The organism is Pseudomonas sp. LBUM1644 (assembly GCF_059716195.1).
On sequence record NZ_CP166812.1, the window covers coordinates 3,322,802 to 3,338,873 of the forward strand.

The 16,072-nt window shown below is 59.1% G+C and carries 14 protein-coding genes; 5 read left to right on the top strand and 9 right to left on the bottom strand.

The window, feature by feature from the left end:
- Positions 1-8: 8 nt before the first annotated feature.
- The 4 genes from ACA052_RS15015 to ACA052_RS15030 all read left to right on the top strand — a co-directional run bounded on the left by ACA052_RS15015 (position 9) and on the right by ACA052_RS15030 (position 4,208).
- Positions 9-803: an ABC transporter substrate-binding protein gene (locus tag ACA052_RS15015; RefSeq protein ID WP_497645576.1), complete on the top strand. Its 795-nt coding sequence runs from the start codon at positions 9-11 to the stop codon at positions 801-803.
- 64 nt (positions 804-867) lie between these two features.
- Entirely contained in the window at positions 868-2,415 is a 1,548-nt protein-coding gene (locus tag ACA052_RS15020) for an amino acid ABC transporter permease/ATP-binding protein (RefSeq protein WP_497645577.1), read from the top strand.
- Positions 2,416-2,474: 59 nt separating this feature from the next.
- Complete coding sequence (locus ACA052_RS15025) at positions 2,475-3,263, top strand: SDR family oxidoreductase (RefSeq protein ID WP_497645578.1); 789 nt, start codon at positions 2,475-2,477, stop codon at positions 3,261-3,263.
- 123 nt (positions 3,264-3,386) lie between these two features.
- The gene (locus ACA052_RS15030; protein ID WP_497645579.1) at positions 3,387-4,208 is read left to right on the top strand and encodes a DeoR/GlpR family DNA-binding transcription regulator; all 822 of its coding nucleotides are present in this window, start codon (positions 3,387-3,389) and stop codon (positions 4,206-4,208) included.
- Between the two features lie 44 nt (positions 4,209-4,252).
- Here the strand turns inward: ACA052_RS15030 and otnI are convergent, their stop codons facing one another.
- The 7 genes from otnI to ACA052_RS15065 all read right to left on the bottom strand — a co-directional run bounded on the left by otnI (position 4,253) and on the right by ACA052_RS15065 (position 11,175).
- Positions 4,253-5,044 carry a 2-oxo-tetronate isomerase gene (otnI, locus tag ACA052_RS15035; protein ID WP_497645580.1) on the bottom strand — a complete coding sequence of 264 codons (792 nt, stop codon included), beginning with the start codon at positions 5,042-5,044 and terminating at the stop codon, positions 4,253-4,255.
- A 98-nt stretch (positions 5,045-5,142) separates the two neighbouring features.
- Entirely contained in the window at positions 5,143-6,603 is a 1,461-nt protein-coding gene (locus ACA052_RS15040; RefSeq protein WP_497645581.1) for a GntT/GntP/DsdX family permease, read from the bottom strand.
- A gap of 189 nt (positions 6,604-6,792) precedes the next feature.
- Positions 6,793-7,431: a 3-oxo-tetronate 4-phosphate decarboxylase gene (gene otnC, locus ACA052_RS15045; protein ID WP_497645582.1), complete on the bottom strand. Its 639-nt coding sequence runs from the start codon at positions 7,429-7,431 to the stop codon at positions 6,793-6,795.
- A complete protein-coding gene (gene otnK, locus ACA052_RS15050; RefSeq protein WP_497645583.1) occupies positions 7,428-8,720 on the bottom strand; it encodes a 3-oxo-tetronate kinase in 1,293 nt (430 codons plus the stop codon). The genes otnC and otnK overlap by 4 nt, the downstream gene beginning before the upstream one ends.
- Before the next feature lie 10 nt (positions 8,721-8,730).
- Positions 8,731-9,636 (bottom strand): L-threonate dehydrogenase, encoded by a 906-nt coding sequence (gene ltnD / locus ACA052_RS15055; protein WP_497645584.1) that lies wholly within the window; start codon positions 9,634-9,636, stop codon positions 8,731-8,733.
- Positions 9,629-9,796 carry a hypothetical protein gene (locus tag ACA052_RS15060; RefSeq protein WP_497645585.1) on the bottom strand — a complete coding sequence of 56 codons (168 nt, stop codon included), beginning with the start codon at positions 9,794-9,796 and terminating at the stop codon, positions 9,629-9,631. The genes ltnD and ACA052_RS15060 overlap by 8 nt, the downstream gene beginning before the upstream one ends.
- 284 nt (positions 9,797-10,080) lie before the next feature.
- Positions 10,081-11,175 (bottom strand): formylglycine-generating enzyme family protein, encoded by a 1,095-nt coding sequence (locus ACA052_RS15065; RefSeq protein ID WP_497645586.1) that lies wholly within the window; start codon positions 11,173-11,175, stop codon positions 10,081-10,083.
- A 209-nt stretch (positions 11,176-11,384) separates the two neighbouring features.
- Between ACA052_RS15065 and ACA052_RS15070 the strand changes: the two genes are divergently transcribed.
- Positions 11,385-13,871 carry an arylsulfatase gene (locus ACA052_RS15070; protein ID WP_497645587.1) on the top strand — a complete coding sequence of 829 codons (2,487 nt, stop codon included), beginning with the start codon at positions 11,385-11,387 and terminating at the stop codon, positions 13,869-13,871.
- A gap of 111 nt (positions 13,872-13,982) precedes the next feature.
- Here the strand turns inward: ACA052_RS15070 and ACA052_RS15075 are convergent, their stop codons facing one another.
- Both ACA052_RS15075 and ACA052_RS15080 read right to left on the bottom strand, forming a co-directional pair.
- Complete coding sequence (locus tag ACA052_RS15075; RefSeq protein WP_497645588.1) at positions 13,983-14,312, bottom strand: TolC family protein; 330 nt, start codon at positions 14,310-14,312, stop codon at positions 13,983-13,985.
- Positions 14,313-14,822: 510 nt separating this feature from the next.
- Positions 14,823-16,058: a saccharopine dehydrogenase family protein gene (locus tag ACA052_RS15080; protein ID WP_497645589.1), complete on the bottom strand. Its 1,236-nt coding sequence runs from the start codon at positions 16,056-16,058 to the stop codon at positions 14,823-14,825.
- Positions 16,059-16,072 lie beyond the last annotated feature (14 nt).

Below are 16,072 nucleotides of genomic sequence, written 5' to 3' on the forward strand. Positions count from 1 at the left end.
AGTCAATAATGAATAACAATAAGAACACTCTCTTACGCATGACCGTATTGGCAGCCAGTATGTTCGGTGCCTCGGTGAGCATGGCCGCATCAGACACCTTTAAGGTCGGCATGGAAATCACCTACCCGCCCTTCGAGTCCTATGACAAGGACAAAAACGTGGTGGGTTCGGATCCGGAACTGGCGACGCTGCTGGCCAAGCACATGAACGCCAAGGTGGAGTTCGTCGACACCAAGTTCCCGAGCCTGATCCTGGGCCTGAACTCCGGCAAATACGACGCGATCATTTCCGGCATGTACATCACACCGGAGCGCCAGACTCAGGCCCAGACCATCGCCTATGCCAATACCGGTGCCGCGGTCATGGTGCCCAAGGGTAGCGAGATCAATGCGAAAAAACCTGAAGACCTGTGCGGCTTGAAACTGGGCCTGGAACAGGGCACCACCTGGGTCAAGGAATTCAAGAAGCTCTCCGATGACTACTGCGTGCCGAACAACAAAGGCGCCATCACCGTCAGCGAGTACCCCTCGGCGCCCGAAGTGACCCAGGCCCTGTTGTCGAAAAACATTCAGGCCCAGGTTGAAATCGCTGGCGCTGCAAAAATGATCGCGGAAAAGACCAATGGCCGGGTAGTGATCACCACCGAACACCCGATCTATCAGCAAACCCTGGGTATCTTCGTCAAGAAAGGTAACGACGAAACGTTCCAGGCCGTGCAAAAAGCGTTCGAAGAGAGCAAAAAGAGCGGTGAGTACGCCGCTATTCTGACTAAGTATGGCTTGGAAGAACCGACCGCCAACTAAGCACGTGTCCTTGTAGTCTGGTCATCTGCCGTCCCTGCACCGGGGCGGCAGATCGAGGTGCCCTATGCAATTCGATTGGTCGTATTTCTTCTCCCTGTTTTCCCTGCCGGACTTCTGGAAGGCCTGCGTCACGGTGGTCCAGCTCAGTGCCCTGGCCTGGTTCCTCGGGATGCTGCTGGGCTTTGGCCTGGCCACGGCCAAGCTGTCCCAGTCGCCGTTGATGCGCATTCCCGCGGCGGTCTACATCTGGTTCTTCCGCAGCATCCCGTTGCTGGTGCTCGTGGTCTTCGTCTACAACTTGCCACAATTGTTTCCCGGCAGCGGACCGATTCTGTCAGACCCCTTCTACTCCGGCTTGCTTGCCCTGGTGGTCACGGAAGCGGCTTACATGGCGGAAATCCACCGTGGTGGTCTGATTTCCGTGGCCAAGGGTCAGAAGGAAGCTGGACGCGCGTTGGGTGTCGGCCTGTTCGGCATGCAGCGCTTGATCGTGATCCCCCAGGCGTTCCGTATCTCGCTGCCTACGTTGATCAATGAATACATCACAGTGGTCAAGCTGACATCGCTGGTCTCGGTCATCTCCCTGACCGAAATCCTCACGGTCGGCCAACGCCTCTATGCCACCAACTTCCTGGTCATGGAAACCCTGGCTGCGGTGGGGGTTTACTACGTACTGATCGTCACCGTGTTCGGCTATTTCCTGCAACGCCTGGAACGCTACCTGGACCTGACCTTCCGCAAGCCCCACGCACTCGATGACGCCGCCGTGGCCAAGCTCAAGGCCTGCGCCGAAGCCTTGCCCGACAGTGCGCGCAAAGCAACGGGCAACAACACGACGCCCATCCTGCAACTGAAGAACATCCAGAAGAGCTACGGCACGCACAAAGTGCTGCTGGGTATCGACCTGAATGTCGAATACGGCCAGGTGATCTCGATCATCGGCCCCTCCGGTTCCGGCAAAACTTCGCTGATCCGCACCGTCAACGGCCTGGAAAGTATCGATACCGGCGACATTCTGTTGTTCGGTGAAAAATTCATCGAAGCATCGGACAAACCCAACAGCGCACGCCTGCGCAAAGGCGTGCGACACATTGGCATGGTGTTCCAGAACTTCAACCTGTTCCCGCACCGAACCATTCTCGACAACGTCACTCTGGCGCCGCGCTACCACGGCCGTCCGGGTGAGCTGAGCGAACATCGTGCTTATGCGCTGCTGGACAAGGTCGGCCTGCTGGCCCACGCCCACAAGTACCCGCACCAGCTCTCCGGCGGGCAGCAACAACGCGTGGCGATCGCCCGTGCCTTGGCCATGGAGCCGGACATCATGCTGTTCGATGAGCCTACGTCAGCGCTCGACCCGGAGCTGGTGGGCGATGTGCTGAACGTCATACGAGACCTCGCCAGTGAAGGCATGACCATGGTTATTGTCACCCACGAAATGGACTTTGCCATGTCGATATCCGACCGGGTCGTGTTCATGGAGAACGGTAATATCCAACTGGATGCAACACCTGAAACCATACGATGCGATGCCGAAGGAGAGAGAGTGCGTCGCTTCATGGGCATCGGTGCCCGATCGCCAAACCTGTCTGCCACTGTGGATCACGCGTGAGCCAGTTACTGCAGTAGGTAACCACTTTCTTTGAGCTTTTTTCTTTCAGGAAAACACGCATGAATCTTGGAATAGCAGGACGTTGGGCGCTAGTGTGCGCCGCCAGCAAAGGTCTGGGTAAAGCCTGCGCACAGGCACTCGTCAGCGAAGGCGTGAACGTGGTGATCACCGCCCGAGGCGAACAGACGCTGAATGAAACAGCGCGTCAGCTCAGAGCGATAAATCCTGAAGTGACGGTCATCGCTGTCGCTGGAGACATTTCAACGCCTGAGGGTCGGGCGGCAGCCCTCGCCGCCCATGAGCATTTCGATATTTTGATCAACAACGCGGGTGGCCCTCCTCCCGGGGATTTCCGCGAATGGAACCGCGAGGCCTGGCTCAAGGCGCTGGATGCCAACATGCTCACCCCTATCGAATTGATCAAGGCAACGGTCGACGGTATGGCGGCACGCGGATTTGGCCGAATCATCAACATCACGTCGAGTGCCGTGAAATCCCCTATCGAAAGCCTGGGGCTGTCCAATGGCGCGCGCAGTGGCCTGACGGGGTTTATCGCAGGGCTTTCCCGGCAAGACAACATTGCCAGTCGCAATGTGACAATCAACAACCTGCAACCGGGCTCATTCGACACCGATCGCCTGCGTAACAACCTGGTCGCCGCTGCCGAAGATATGGGGCAGGACAGTGAGGCATTCCTCGGCGAATGCCGTCGCGAAATTCCTGCCAGGCGCTTCGGCTCACCCGAAGAGTTCGGTGCGCTTTGCGCCTTCGTTTGCAGCCGTCATGCGGGCTACCTGACTGGGCAGAATTTGTTGATTGATGGAGGAGCCGTTCGCTCCAGCCAATAAACGCGGCAGGCACAACTGGGGCGGTTGGCGCCAAGGTCAGGTCAGTAGCATCGTCGCGCTACTGATCCAGCCGCAGATTCGGTACTATGTTTGACCGTCAGCATTCCTCACTTTGGAGCCCGAATGCCCATTCAAAAGGACATCGCCGCCGACAGCGGCGCACCGATGATTCCTGAACAGCGCCGTGAATTGATGCTGCGACAGTTGCGCAAGCATCAGGTGCTGAGCGTTCATCAATTGATGGAGATGTTCGACTGTTCGCACATGACCATACGCCGCGATATCGCGCTGCTGGAGCAGGAAGGTCGTGCTTACTCGGTAACGGGTGGAGTGCGGATCGCCAGCCAGCTCCACAGTGAGCCCAGCCATCAGTTCAAGGCCGTGGTCGAGTTGCCACAGAAACAGGCCATGGCCAAACTCGCCGCCCGGCTACTGCATGCCGATATGACGGTTTACCTGGATGCGGGCACCAGCACGCTGGAAATCGTCCCTTACATCAAGGCGCTGTCCGGCATGACCGTGGTGACTAACGACTTCGGCGTTGTCCAGGCACTGATCGAAGCGCCCCATGTCACGGTGATTCATACCGGCGGGCAGCTGGATCACTCCAATCAATCGTGCGTGGGCGGGCTGGCGGTTGCCACTTTGCGTCAGGTCGTCACGGATATCGCGTTCATATCGACCAGTTCATGGGATTTGCGTCGCGGCCTCACTACCCCTTCGGCGCTGAAGGTGGAGGTCAAGCAAGCCGCGATGCAATCGGCTTCCCAAGTGGTGCTGGTGGCCAGCAGTTCGAAATACGGCACGTTCAGCATGTACAAGATCGCCGGGCTCGAACAGTTCGACATCATCCTCAGCGACGACGCGTTGGCCCCGGCCGCGGCTGATGGCATTCGCAAGCAGGGTGTGGAGCTGTTGCTGCCGTCTGAGAACACACAGGCCTGAAACGACGGGCTCTTGCGTCCAGCAGAGCCCGTCGCCGCCCTCCTCTATTGCGTTTGCCGAGCCTTCCAGTCGCGCAGCCACTGCAAGCCGGCAGACGTGTTACCACGCGGCCGATACTCGCACCCTACCCAGCCGTCATAACCCAACTGGTCGATCAGCTCGAACAGATAGGGATAATTGACTTCCCCCAAGTCCGGTTCATGCCGATCCGGCACACCGGCGATCTGGATATGGCCGATACCGTCGAAGTCCCGACGCAGTTTGGTGGCCAGGTCGCCCTCGACGATTTGGCAGTGGTAGCAGTCGAACTGAACCTTCAGGTTACTGGCGCCCACTTCCTTACAGATAGCCTGGGCCTGATCCTGCCGGTTGAGGAAAAAGCCCGGCATGTCCCGCGTATTGATCGGCTCGAGCAATACTGTGACGCCTAGCTTGGCGGCCTGAGCTGTGGCGTAGGCGAGGTTTTCCAGGTACACGCCGTAATGCCGCGGGCGATCGCTTTCCGACGGCAACAGCCCAGCCATCACATGGAGGCGCGAGTTGCCCAACACGCCGGCGTATTCCAGGGCACGATCAAAACCGCTACGAAATTCACTCTCCCGGCCCGGCAACGACACCGTGCCCCGCTCGCCTGCCGCCCAATCACCAGGAGGTGCGTTAAACAGTGCCTGCACCAGGCCGTTGTCACTCAAGCGTTGCTTGAGTTCTTCAGCGCTGTAGTCGTAGGGAAACAGATACTCCACCGCCTCGAAACCATCGGTGGCCGCGGCGGCAAAGCGATCCAGAAACGCATGCTCCGGATAGAGCATGCTGAGGTTGGCAGCAAAACGAGGCATGGTAGCTCCTATAGATGGCTTTTTTTGTAGGAGCCAAGCTTGCTGGCGATGGCGATCTCAAGTACGCCTTCGCCGGCAAGCCGTGCTCCTACATTACGTTAGACAAAGGGCCAGATCAGCAGGGTAATACAGAAACCCAAGGTGCCGAGCAAGGTGGTCAGCACTGTCCAGGTGCGCAAGCCGTCAGCCACATTCAGCCCGGACAGCTTGGTGAAGATCCAGTAACCGGCATCATTGATATGGGACATGGCCAGCCCGCCACCGCCCATGGCCAGGCACAGTAGGGCCATGTGGTTCGGGGTCAGGTTGAGTGTCGCGATCAGCGGACTGATAATGCCGGCAGTGGTCACCAGCGCCACCGTGGTCGAGCCCTGAACTGCGCGCAACAGCATGGTCAGCAGAAAGCCCAGCGCCAGCACCGGCAGACCGGTAGTGCGCAGCATATCGGAGACCACGGCCCCGATGCCGGTATCCACCAGCACCTTGCCGAATACGCCGCCGGCGCCGGCAATCAGGATCACCATGGCCACACCGGGCAAGGCCGAACCGATCACGTCAGACACTTGAGTGCGGCTCCAGCCCCGGCGCGAACCCAGCAGCCAGGCACACAGCAAGGTGTCGATCAGCAGCGCCACCAGCGGTGCGCCGAGCACGGTCATGATGCCGCGCAGAGTCGATTCGGCAGGCAACAACGAGGTAGACAGAGTCCCCAGCAGAATCAGAATGATGGGCAGCAGGATCAGGCTGACAATCAAACCAAACCCGGGTGCGGGTGCAGGCGGCAGTTTGGAAACGATACTGCTCGTGGACTCTTCCAGGCCCATGTGCGACACGGCCACGGCAGCTTGCCCGGTGCTCGTGTCGTTGCCATTGGACCAGGCGGCCAGATCTTCATTGGTGACATGTGGACCGTAGACCTCGGCGCGAATATCGTCGGTCATCGGGTACGCCCGACGGGTCATGCGCCCGGCCACGCGGTAGCCGACATAGCACAGGAACGCCGTCAGCGGCAGGCCGAACATCAGCACGCGGCCCAGGTCCGCGCCCAACTGACTGGCAGCGGCCACGGCCCCCGGGTGTGGCGGCAGAAAAGCGTGTACGGTCAACAACGCCGCGCACATCGGCAACGCGAACACCAGCAGCGGCTTACGCGCACTGCGCGCAACACCATAGGCCAGCGGCATGAGGATGATCACGCCGACCTCGAAGAACACCGGCACCCCGACCATGAAGCCGGCCATCGTCAACGCCAGGGGCGTACGCCGGTTGCCGAAACGAGAAATCAGCGCCTTCGCCAGCGCCTCGGCACCGCCGGAGAGCTCGATGATCCGCCCGATCATCGCGCCCAAGGCAATGATGATCGCGATATGGCCCAAGGTCTTGCCCATGCCGCCTTCGATAGTGGCGACCAGATCGGCCGGCTTCACGCCGGCCACCAGTGCCACCAGGATGCTCACCAGCATCAAGGCCACGAAGGGTTGGAATTTGTACTTGAGCACCAGGAATAACAACAGCGCGATGCCCACCCCAGCAGTAATCATCAGGATTAACGGGCTCATTTCAGAAACCCTCCACACCGGGTAACGGAAACGGTATTGCCAATGGATCTGAACATGCCGCAGTGAAGGTGAGTCATGCTTGGATTTCCTGTTGTTATTGTTTTTTCAGGCAAGCCAGGACCGTCGAGAGGCGCTGTGCGTCTCTCAGGCAGGGCCTGCGTTATCGATCTTTCGTGTCAAGCCAGCGCGTTACCAGTGCGCACCAAAGGTGTCTCGCAATTCATCCAGCGCCGCCTGATCCAGCGGTTCGGGCTTGGGATTGCTCATCAGCCAGAGCCGCGCGGTTTCCTCGAGCTCTTCCAGGGCGTAGCTGGCCCTGGAAACCGAACTTTCCCAGACCACCGGGCCCAGTCGCTCAAGCATCACGCCGCGAACGCTGTTAGCCAGCCGGGCGACCTGCTCGGCAACCTTTGGCGAACCGGGTCGCTGGTAGCCAATCAACGGAATATGCCCGACCTTCATGACCTGGTACGGGGTCAGCGGCGGCAGGATGTCGTCCGCCTGCCAGACACCTGCGAGCGTCAACGCCACTAGATGGGTGGAATGGGTATGCACCACACCGCCGACATTCGGGTTGCGGTCGTAGACCTGGCGATGCAATGCCAACGTCTTTGAAGGCTTGTCCCCGGATACCCATTCGCCAGCCAGGTTGACCTTGGCGATGGTTGCCGGATCGAGGCGCCCAAGACAGACATCAGTCGGCGTGATCAACCAGCCGTCGTCCAGGCGCGCGCTGATATTGCCGGCGCTGCCGACGGTGTAACCACGCTGATAGAGGCTGTGGCCAACCTCACAGATTTCTTCGCGCAAGGCGTTTTCGTTGCTCATTGCGCACCTCCGGCGAGCTGGTCCAAGGCTTTACTGAAGAAGTCCCGGCCACCGAAGTTGCCCGATTTGAGGGCCAGCGCCAAAGGTTCATCAGTACTGCTGACGGTCGCCGGCACACCCGGATCGATCTGCGCGCCAATCTGCAGCAACTGCACACCCAACGCCTGGACTACAGCGCCCGACGTTTCTCCGCCGGCGATCACGAAACGGCGCACGCCGCTCTCGCGCAAACCGTGTGCAATTTCGCCGAAGGCATTTTCCACCAGGCTACCGGCTTGCTCGACACCCAGTTGCTGCTGCACCCGCTTGACCTCTTCCGGTGAGCTGGTGGCGTAGATCAGTACGGTTTGGTCGTTATCACGGGCGAAGGTCAAGGCTTGCGCCACCACCGGTTCCCCCGCCGCCAAGGCCAACGGATCAATGCGCAGGGCCGGCCGACCGGCTTCGAGCCAGGCCGCCACTTGTCCATTGGTGGCGATCGAGGCACTGCCGGCCAACACCACTTCCCCGCCGAACACCGCTGGGAGTGTCGAGGCGTCGAGGTCACGCAGCTTGCCGGCACGACGGAAATTTTCCGGCAGGCCCAAGGCCAGCCCAGAACCGCCCGTCAACAACGGCAGATCGGCGCAGGCCGTACCGAGGGTGTACAGGTCGCTGTCCGACAAGGCATCCGCGATTGCCATGCCGACACCTCCGGCCCTCAGCTCTGCAATTCTCGCTCGCACCTGCTCAGTGCCGCGGGCAATGGTGTCGTAGCGCAACAGACCGACATTCAGGCGGGTCTGCGATTGCAGGACCCGAACCAGATTGGCATCGGTCATCGGCGTCAGCGGGTGATGCTGCATGCCCGACTCGCTGAGCAACTGATCCTGCACAAACAAGTGGCCGCGAAAGATCGTCCGGCCATTCTCCGGGAACGCCGGGCAAGCAAGAGTGAAGTCGCTACCCAGTGCGGCCAGCAGCGCTTCGCTGACCTGGCCGATATTGCCGGCTGCAGTGGAGTCGAACGTCGAGCAATACTTGAAAAAGATCTGCTCGCAGCCTTGTTCGCGGAGCCAGGCCAGCGCGGCGAGGGACTGTTCCACCGCTTCGGCGACCGGCGTGGTACGCGACTTCAGGGCAATGACTATCGCATCGGCGTCAATCCCGGCGGTCACTTCCGAGCTCGGGATGCCGATGCTTTGCACGGTGCGCATACCGCCGCGCACCAGCATGTTGGCCAGGTCCGTGGCCCCCGTGAAATCGTCGGCGATGCAGCCCAGCAGCGGGCGTGCGGTGAAGGTAGTCATGGGGTGTTCCTCAAACAGACTCAGGCTTGGCGGTCGGCAATTCGATGCCCGGGAAAATCTTGATCACCGCCGAGTCATCCTCACGACCGAAGCCGGCACTGGACGCCTGCATGAACATCTGGTGCGCGGTGGCCGACAACGGCAGCGGGAACTTGCTCGCCCGAGCGGTATCCAGCACCAGGCCCAGGTCCTTGACGAAAATATCCACTGCGGACAACGGCGTGTAATCAGCCTTGAGAATATGCGGCACGCGGTTTTCGAACATCCAGGAATTACCGGCGCTGTGGGTGATCACCTCATAGAGTGCATCGGCATCGACCCCTTCACGCAGGCCCAGCGCCATGGCTTCGGCAGAGGCGGCAATATGCACACCGGCGAGGAGCTGGTTGATAATCTTGACCTTCGAACCCAGTCCATGGACGTCACCCAGGCGATACACCTTGCCTGCCATGCCCGCCAGGATCGACTCAGCCTTGGTATAAGCGTCGGCGGGCCCCGAGGTCATCATGGTCATCTCGCCAGCGGCAGCCTTGGCGGCACCGCCGGAAATCGGTGCATCCAGATACAGCAGGCCCAACGCGGCCAGGCGCTGGCCCAGATCCACCGCGTAAGTCGGCGCGACGGTGGCGCAGCCGATCAGCAGACTGCCAGGACGCAAAGCGGCCACGGCACCCTCCTCGCCAAACAATACGGTCTCGGTCTGCTCGGCATTGACCACCACGGTAATGATCACGTCGCACTCGGCGGCCATGTGTGCGGGCGAAGTGCACGCCACACCGCCCTCCCCGGCAAACTGTTCTGTTACGGCAGCACGCACATCACAGGCATGCACATTGAAACCGCTGCGCAACAATGAGCGGGCAATGCCCAGCCCCATCGCGCCCAGTCCGACTACACCGACGTTCTTGTTATTCATGGGGAACTCCAGAGGAAAGCAGCGACTGCTGCCACGCCTGCAAGGCGCGGACGTTGGCCGCGTTGTAGATAGCGCAACGGTAGACAGGAGCAGCACCGAGCGGATAAACCCGCAGAGGGGCGCTGCCGTTCGGCACGTGAGTCGGGATTTCATCGAACATCAAGGCCATCCTGTTTTTGTCGTGTTATCAGGTTGTCATACCGGCTGGTCAGATAATCCACCAATGAGCGGATTATGTGAAGTATTTTTTCCGAATAACATTTTTTAACACGCCAGCGCCGCACAAAAAGAAGGCACCAATGGGTGGATTGGCTGATCGATCAGAACATGTCGTTGACTGCTGTGGCTCGCAATGCCGGGCGCACGCGAGAAATGATGGCGCAGCGTGTGATGCGACTAACGCCTGAGACTTACGAAATCATGGCTTGCGCGTGAACAATGCATTCAGCGGTTGTTTTCCCATTGCTCATTGCTCATCGCCAGGCGAAAGCCGAGATGCGACATGGAATTCATAGGGTCCGCACCTTGCCTGGCACTGGTTCGAAAGCTGGTGCAGTAGCTGTCGCTACATAGAAAGGATCCACCTCGTATCACACGCTGCGGTGCGTTGGCCGTTACCCCGAGATCCGGGTCATAGCTGTCGGATGGACCCAGCGGGTTAAACACTGCTTCACCCGCCGACTGACGTTTGAGCCCTACTCTGAATGCATCAGCACGATACCAATCGGCAACCCACTGCCAAACGTTCCCGGACATGTCGTAGAGACCGTAGGCGTTAGGTCTGTAACTGCCTACCGGTTTGGTGCCAATTTTGAATTTGTTGCTGGACCCGGTAACGGGAAACGGTTGTACCTCATCCCAGGTGTTGGCCATCTTTTCGCCGCCCGGCGCGAAATCATTCCCCCACGCATAGTTTGCTTGCTCCAATCCGCCTCTTGCGGCGTATTCCCATTCGGCCTCGGTTGGCAGGCGCTTATGAACCCACGCTGCATATGCCTGTGCATCCTCGCGTGAAACCTGAACAACCGGATGAGTGTCCTTGCCCTCGATTGTACTGTCAGGGCCCAACGGGTGGCGCCAGTCAGCGCCCGGGACAAATGCCCACCACTGACTGAAATCACTGAGGGGGATGGGTCTGTCTGTGCCCACGAAAACCAAGGCCCCAGGTACCATGACACTGTCGTCCGGCTCAGGAGTACCCGGGGGCAACTGCACTTTCAGATCATTCCATTCAGGCTTCCGTTCGGCGGTGGTGACGTAGTGCGTTGCAGCAATGAAACGGGCGAAATCGGCATTGGTGACGTCGTAGCGGTCGATCCAATAGCCATCGAGTCGAACCTTGTGGGCCGGCCCCTCATTGCGCCGCGCCTGCTTATGATCGCTGCCCATCAAAAATTCGCCAGCAGGCAGCCAGACCATCCCCTGGGGGCCATTTTTTCCATCACCCAGTGTCAACGGTTCTGGACCGCGATGGTGCTGATACACAGCAAAAGCCAGGCAGGCAGACACGATCCCGACTGCGACTAACGCGATGCCCAAGCGCCGTTTCCTGATAAGCATTTTCGCTCCCCCTTGTTTCAGGCTGCGACCATTGCTGAGCCTTCGTGGCATCAAGATCAGTTATAGGCGCCACGACTCTATTGTCAACGATCACTCAGGTTGCAATCGCGGCGCTGAATTGGCTGGCGATAAAGAAAAATGGTTCTACACTCCAAAGCCTGGGGTACGGGGCGTTACAGGAGCTGGCCATGGCCAATGCACACTGGAATCGAACTTCATGGCTGCACACGGGATTTGCCGCAGGGCTGGCATTTGCCCTGCTTGTGCTTTCGTCCGCCGACGCAGCGACTGCGCAAGTTGACGGGACGCCCGGTTCACCGAGCGCGACCACGACCCTTGACGGCAGATATCTCCCCAACCCGCCCGCGGCATTCGGCGGCGTTATCAACCTCGACGCCACGACCTCGACGCCCTACTGGTCCCCGACCGTCGTTCCGCCCAAAGACGCGCCGAATATCCTGTTGATCATCACCGATGACGTCGGCTTCGGTGCCCCCAGTACGTTCGGTGGCCTCATCCCCACGCCGACCATGGATCGCGTCGCGGCAGCCGGATTGCGTTTCACGCAATTCAATTCGACGGCGCTGTGCTCGCCGACGCGTGCGGCGCTGATTACCGGACGCAATCACCATTCCGTCGGTTTCGGCGTCATCACCGAAGTTTCAACGGGCTATCCCGGCTACAACAGCGTCATCACCAAGGACAAGGTGACCATTGGCAAAATCCTCAAGGACAACGGCTACGCCACCTCGTGGTTCGGCAAAAACCACAACACCCCTTCCTTCCAGATCAGCCAGGCCGGGCCGTTCGACCAATGGCCCATCGGCATGGGCTTTGATTATTTCTACGGGTTCATGGGGGGCGAAACCAATCAGTGGCAACCGGGTAATCTGATGCGCAATACCACGCCGATCCATCCTTACGTCGGCAAACCGGGTTGGAACCTGATCACTGCGATGGCGGATGATGCCGTCAGTTACGTCAATGAATTGAACGCGCTCGATCCGAAGAAGCCGTTCTTTCTCTATTACGCGCCAGGCGGCACCCACGCACCGCATCACCCGACGCCCGAATGGATCGATAAATTCAAGGGTAAATTCGACATGGGCTGGAACGCCGCGCGAGACCAGATCTTCGCCAATCAAAAGCGCCTGGGCGTCATACCGCCAGAAGCCAAGCTAACGCCGTGGCCGGATTTACTGAAGAAGTGGGACGAACTGCCAGCGGACGAGAAAAAACTGTATGCCCACCAGATGGAAGTCTATGCGGCCTATCTGGCATACACCGACCATGAAATCGGCCGGGTAATCCAGGCCATTGATGACATGGGCAAGCTCGACAACACCCTGATTTTCTACATCAGTGGCGACAACGGCGGTAGCGCCGAAGGCACCCCTAATGGCACACCCAACGAGATGACGACCTTCAACGGAATCAACGTGCCAGTAGCCGACCAGATGAAGTATCTGGACGTCTGGGGTTCGGACCAGACCTATCCGCATATGGCGGTGGGCTGGACTTGGGCCATGGACACACCTTTCAAGTGGACCAAGCAAGTGGCCTCACATTTTGGCGGCACCCGCCAAGGCATGGCGATCTCCTGGCCAAACCGGATCAAGGATGTCGGCGGCCTCCGTAACCAGTTTCACCACGTCATCGACATAGAGCCAACGATCCTCGAAGCCACCGGCATTGACGCGCCGCTACAGGTAGACGGTATTGCGCAAAAGCCCATCGAAGGCACGAGCATGGCTTACTTGTTTGACAAGCCGAATGCCGACAAACCGTCCACGCGCACCACACAGTATTTCGAAATGCTCGGTCTGCGCGCGCTCTACCACGAAGGTTGGATGGCATCGACGACGCCCTACCGCGCACCTTGGGACATCACTGCGCAACCACCCAAGGACATCGTTAATGGCGTCAAATGGGAGCTGTACGACATCACCAAGGACTGGACGCAGAACGACGATGTCGCAGCAGCCAACCCTGCCAAACTCAAGGAACTTCAGGATTTGTTTTGGGTGGAAGCAAACAAGTATCAGGTGTTACCGCTCGACGCCTCCGGTTTCACGCGCGTCGTTGCGCAGCGCCCGAGCATCGTGGCCGGGCGCACCGAATTCAACTACTTGTCGTCGGTCACCGGCATTCTTCCTGGTAACGAGCCCAACGTATTGAACAAGTCCTACGTCATTACGGCCGACATCACCGTTCCTGAAAATGGCGGTGACGGTGTGCTGGTGACCGACGGCGGCCGCTTCGGTGGTTATGCCCTCTACCTCCTGAAAGGCAAGCCTGTTTTCAGCTACAACCTAGAGGGCGTGGCGCAATTCCGTTGGGAAGGGATCGAGGCGCTTACTCCCGGAAAGCACGGCATAAGCTTCGATTTTAAATACGCTGGGCCGGGGTTCGGAAAAGGCGGTACCGGCGTGCTCTCGGTGGATGGCAAGCAAGTGGCGAGCCGCACGATCCCCAATAGCGTTCCGTTCGTTTTCGGCGTGGATGAAAGTTTCGACGTTGGCTCTGATACCGGCACCCCCGTCGATGACAAGGATTACCAGGTGCCGTTCGCTTTCACCGGCTCGCTGCACAAACTCACCGTCAAGCTCGAACCGCCGCAGTTGAATGTCGCGGGCAAGGAGGCAGCCCAGAACAAGGTCGGCAACAAAGACTAGGACGAGCCAAGCCAACAGGTCGTGAAAGCGCCGTCCCGCCACAAAGTTTATTTGGGAAGTCAACGATGAAAGGGGCTCTACAGCGTTGGCAAAAACGATAAGTACTGGAACTCAGTCAACGGAGCGATACCCACCGCCTAAAGCCTTGATCAGCACCACCTCGCTTTCCAGGCGCTGCCCCTGCAACAAGGCCAGGCCGCTCTGCTCGGCCAACAGCGGAAGATTCGCTTCCAGCGCCGCCACCCGTCCCAACAGTCCGCGCTGGTAATGCGCCTCGGCACTGTCACGATTGAAACGGAAATTGCCGATTCGTGACTCCTGCAGCAACTCCTGCGCCTCCAAACCCTGCAACTTGCTACCCGCCACGGCGACGTCACGCACGGCGTCAAGCACCGCTTGATTACGCCGCCTTCGCGACCGATTTGCGGAACGGAATTGCAAATGAAGGTGTCGTCTGTATTAGGCACCTTGGTGTCACAATCCCGTTCAACTGAGAGGTGGTTTCCATGAACAGTATTATCTACATCGTTGGGGCAGTTGTGATCGCCCTCGTTATTTTGTCGTTTGTTGGCCTTGTATAGAGTTGGCTGGTGAGCACTTCACTGGCTCACTTGTTGATGCTAACGGCTTTTTCAAAGATGCCCAGCCGAGTTGTTGAAGGTGCCTCTCCCTGCGCTACCTGTTGGTTCGCGTGCACTGGCAGCTCGAATGCCCTCCCGGCAGGCTCTTCCTTCCTCTCCCTTGCGACTCATCGAGACTCCTCCAATAAAGGGAAACTCGTGTATCGGGCTCGATCCGCGAGATGACTTTATAGCCTGCAAGGTCGGGAAATTCATGGAGGACAGGGGTGTGTTCTCATCACGCACAAACTAAAACGCCGCTCATTGAGCGGCGTTTTTGAATCTGGAGCACGAAACGAAATTCACCTGAATATTGCAAACCTCAGGCGTTTCAGTTCCAGGGACGGTCTCCATTCTCGTCCTTGATGCGGGTTGGCAGGCCCATCACGTCCAGCGCCTTGAGGAACGGCTCAGCCGGCAGCTCCTCGACGTTGACCATGCGCTGCACGTCCCACTCGCCACGGGCGACCAGCAAGGCGGCGGCCACGGGCGGTACGCCCGCGGTATAGGAAATGCCCTGGCTGTCGGTTTCGGCGAAGGCGTCCTCGTGATCCGCCACGTTGTAGATGAACACTTCGCGCGGCTGGCCATCCTTGGTGCCCTTGACCAGGTCGCCGATGCAGGTCTTGCCGGTGTAGCCGGGCGCCAGCGAACCTGGATCAGGCAGCACGGCCTTGACCAGTTTCAACGGCACGACTTCCAGGCCTTCGGCGGTCTTGACCGGTTGCTCGGAGAGCAAGCCGAGGTTCCTGAGGACGGTGAACACATTGATGTAGTGCTCGCCGAAGCTCATCCAGAAACGCACGTTGGGCACGTCGAGGTTCTTCGACAGCGAATGCACTTCGTCATGGCCGGTCAGGTACAGGTTCTGCGCGCCTACGACCGGCAGGTCGTCGGTGCGTTTGACTTCGAACATGCTGTTGCTGGTCCACTGGCTGTTCTGCCAGCTCCACACTTGTCCGGTGAACTCGCGGAAATTGATTTCCGGGTCGAAATTGGTGGCGAAATATTTGCCATGGGAGCCGGCATTGACATCGAGAATGTCGATTGAATCAATGCGGTCGAAATACTGTTGTTGCGCCAGCGCCGCATAGGCGTTGACCACACCCGGGTCGAAACCCACGCCGAGAATGGCGGTGATGTTCTTCTCTTGGCATTCTTCGAGGTGATTCCACTCGTAGTTGCCGTACCAGGGCGGCGTCTCGCAGACTTTGCCCGGTTCTTCGTGAATGGCGGTGTCCAGGTAGGCCACGCCGGTATCGATGCAGGCCCGCAGCACCGACATGTTGAGGAAAGCGGAACCGACGTTGATGACGATCTGCGATCCGGTTTCGCGGATCAGCGCCTTGGTCGCTTCGACATCCAGGGCGTTCAGCGAGTAGGCCTGGATCTCGGCGGGCACTTTGAGGCTGCCCTTGGCCTTGACGCTGTCGATGATGGCCTGGCACTTGGAGATGTTGCGCGACGCGATAGCAATACGACCGAGTTCATCGTTGTGCTGCGCGCACTTGTGGGCCACCACCTTGGCGACACCTCCTGCACCAATGATAAGCACGTTCTTCTTCAATTTTTCTCTCTCTC

What these genes read in the sequence shown, in the direction of transcription:
- ACA052_RS15015 (WP_497645576.1), top strand. Translation starts at nt 9, where the DNA reads ATGAATAACAATAAGAACACTCTCTTACGCATGACCGTATTGGCAGCC.
- ACA052_RS15020 (WP_497645577.1), top strand. Translation starts at nt 868, where the DNA reads ATGCAATTCGATTGGTCGTATTTCTTCTCCCTGTTTTCCCTGCCGGAC.
- ACA052_RS15025 (WP_497645578.1), top strand. Translation starts at nt 2,475, where the DNA reads ATGAATCTTGGAATAGCAGGACGTTGGGCGCTAGTGTGCGCCGCCAGC.
- ACA052_RS15030 (WP_497645579.1), top strand. Translation starts at nt 3,387, where the DNA reads ATGCCCATTCAAAAGGACATCGCCGCCGACAGCGGCGCACCGATGATT.
- otnI (WP_497645580.1), bottom strand. Translation starts at nt 5,044, where the DNA reads ATGCCTCGTTTTGCTGCCAACCTCAGCATGCTCTATCCGGAGCATGCG.
- ACA052_RS15040 (WP_497645581.1), bottom strand. Translation starts at nt 6,603, where the DNA reads ATGAGCCCGTTAATCCTGATGATTACTGCTGGGGTGGGCATCGCGCTG.
- otnC (WP_497645582.1), bottom strand. Translation starts at nt 7,431, where the DNA reads ATGAGCAACGAAAACGCCTTGCGCGAAGAAATCTGTGAGGTTGGCCAC.
- otnK (WP_497645583.1), bottom strand. Translation starts at nt 8,720, where the DNA reads ATGACTACCTTCACCGCACGCCCGCTGCTGGGCTGCATCGCCGACGAT.
- ltnD (WP_497645584.1), bottom strand. Translation starts at nt 9,636, where the DNA reads ATGAATAACAAGAACGTCGGTGTAGTCGGACTGGGCGCGATGGGGCTG.
- ACA052_RS15060 (WP_497645585.1), bottom strand. Translation starts at nt 9,796, where the DNA reads ATGTTCGATGAAATCCCGACTCACGTGCCGAACGGCAGCGCCCCTCTG.
- ACA052_RS15070 (WP_497645587.1), top strand. Translation starts at nt 11,385, where the DNA reads ATGGCCAATGCACACTGGAATCGAACTTCATGGCTGCACACGGGATTT.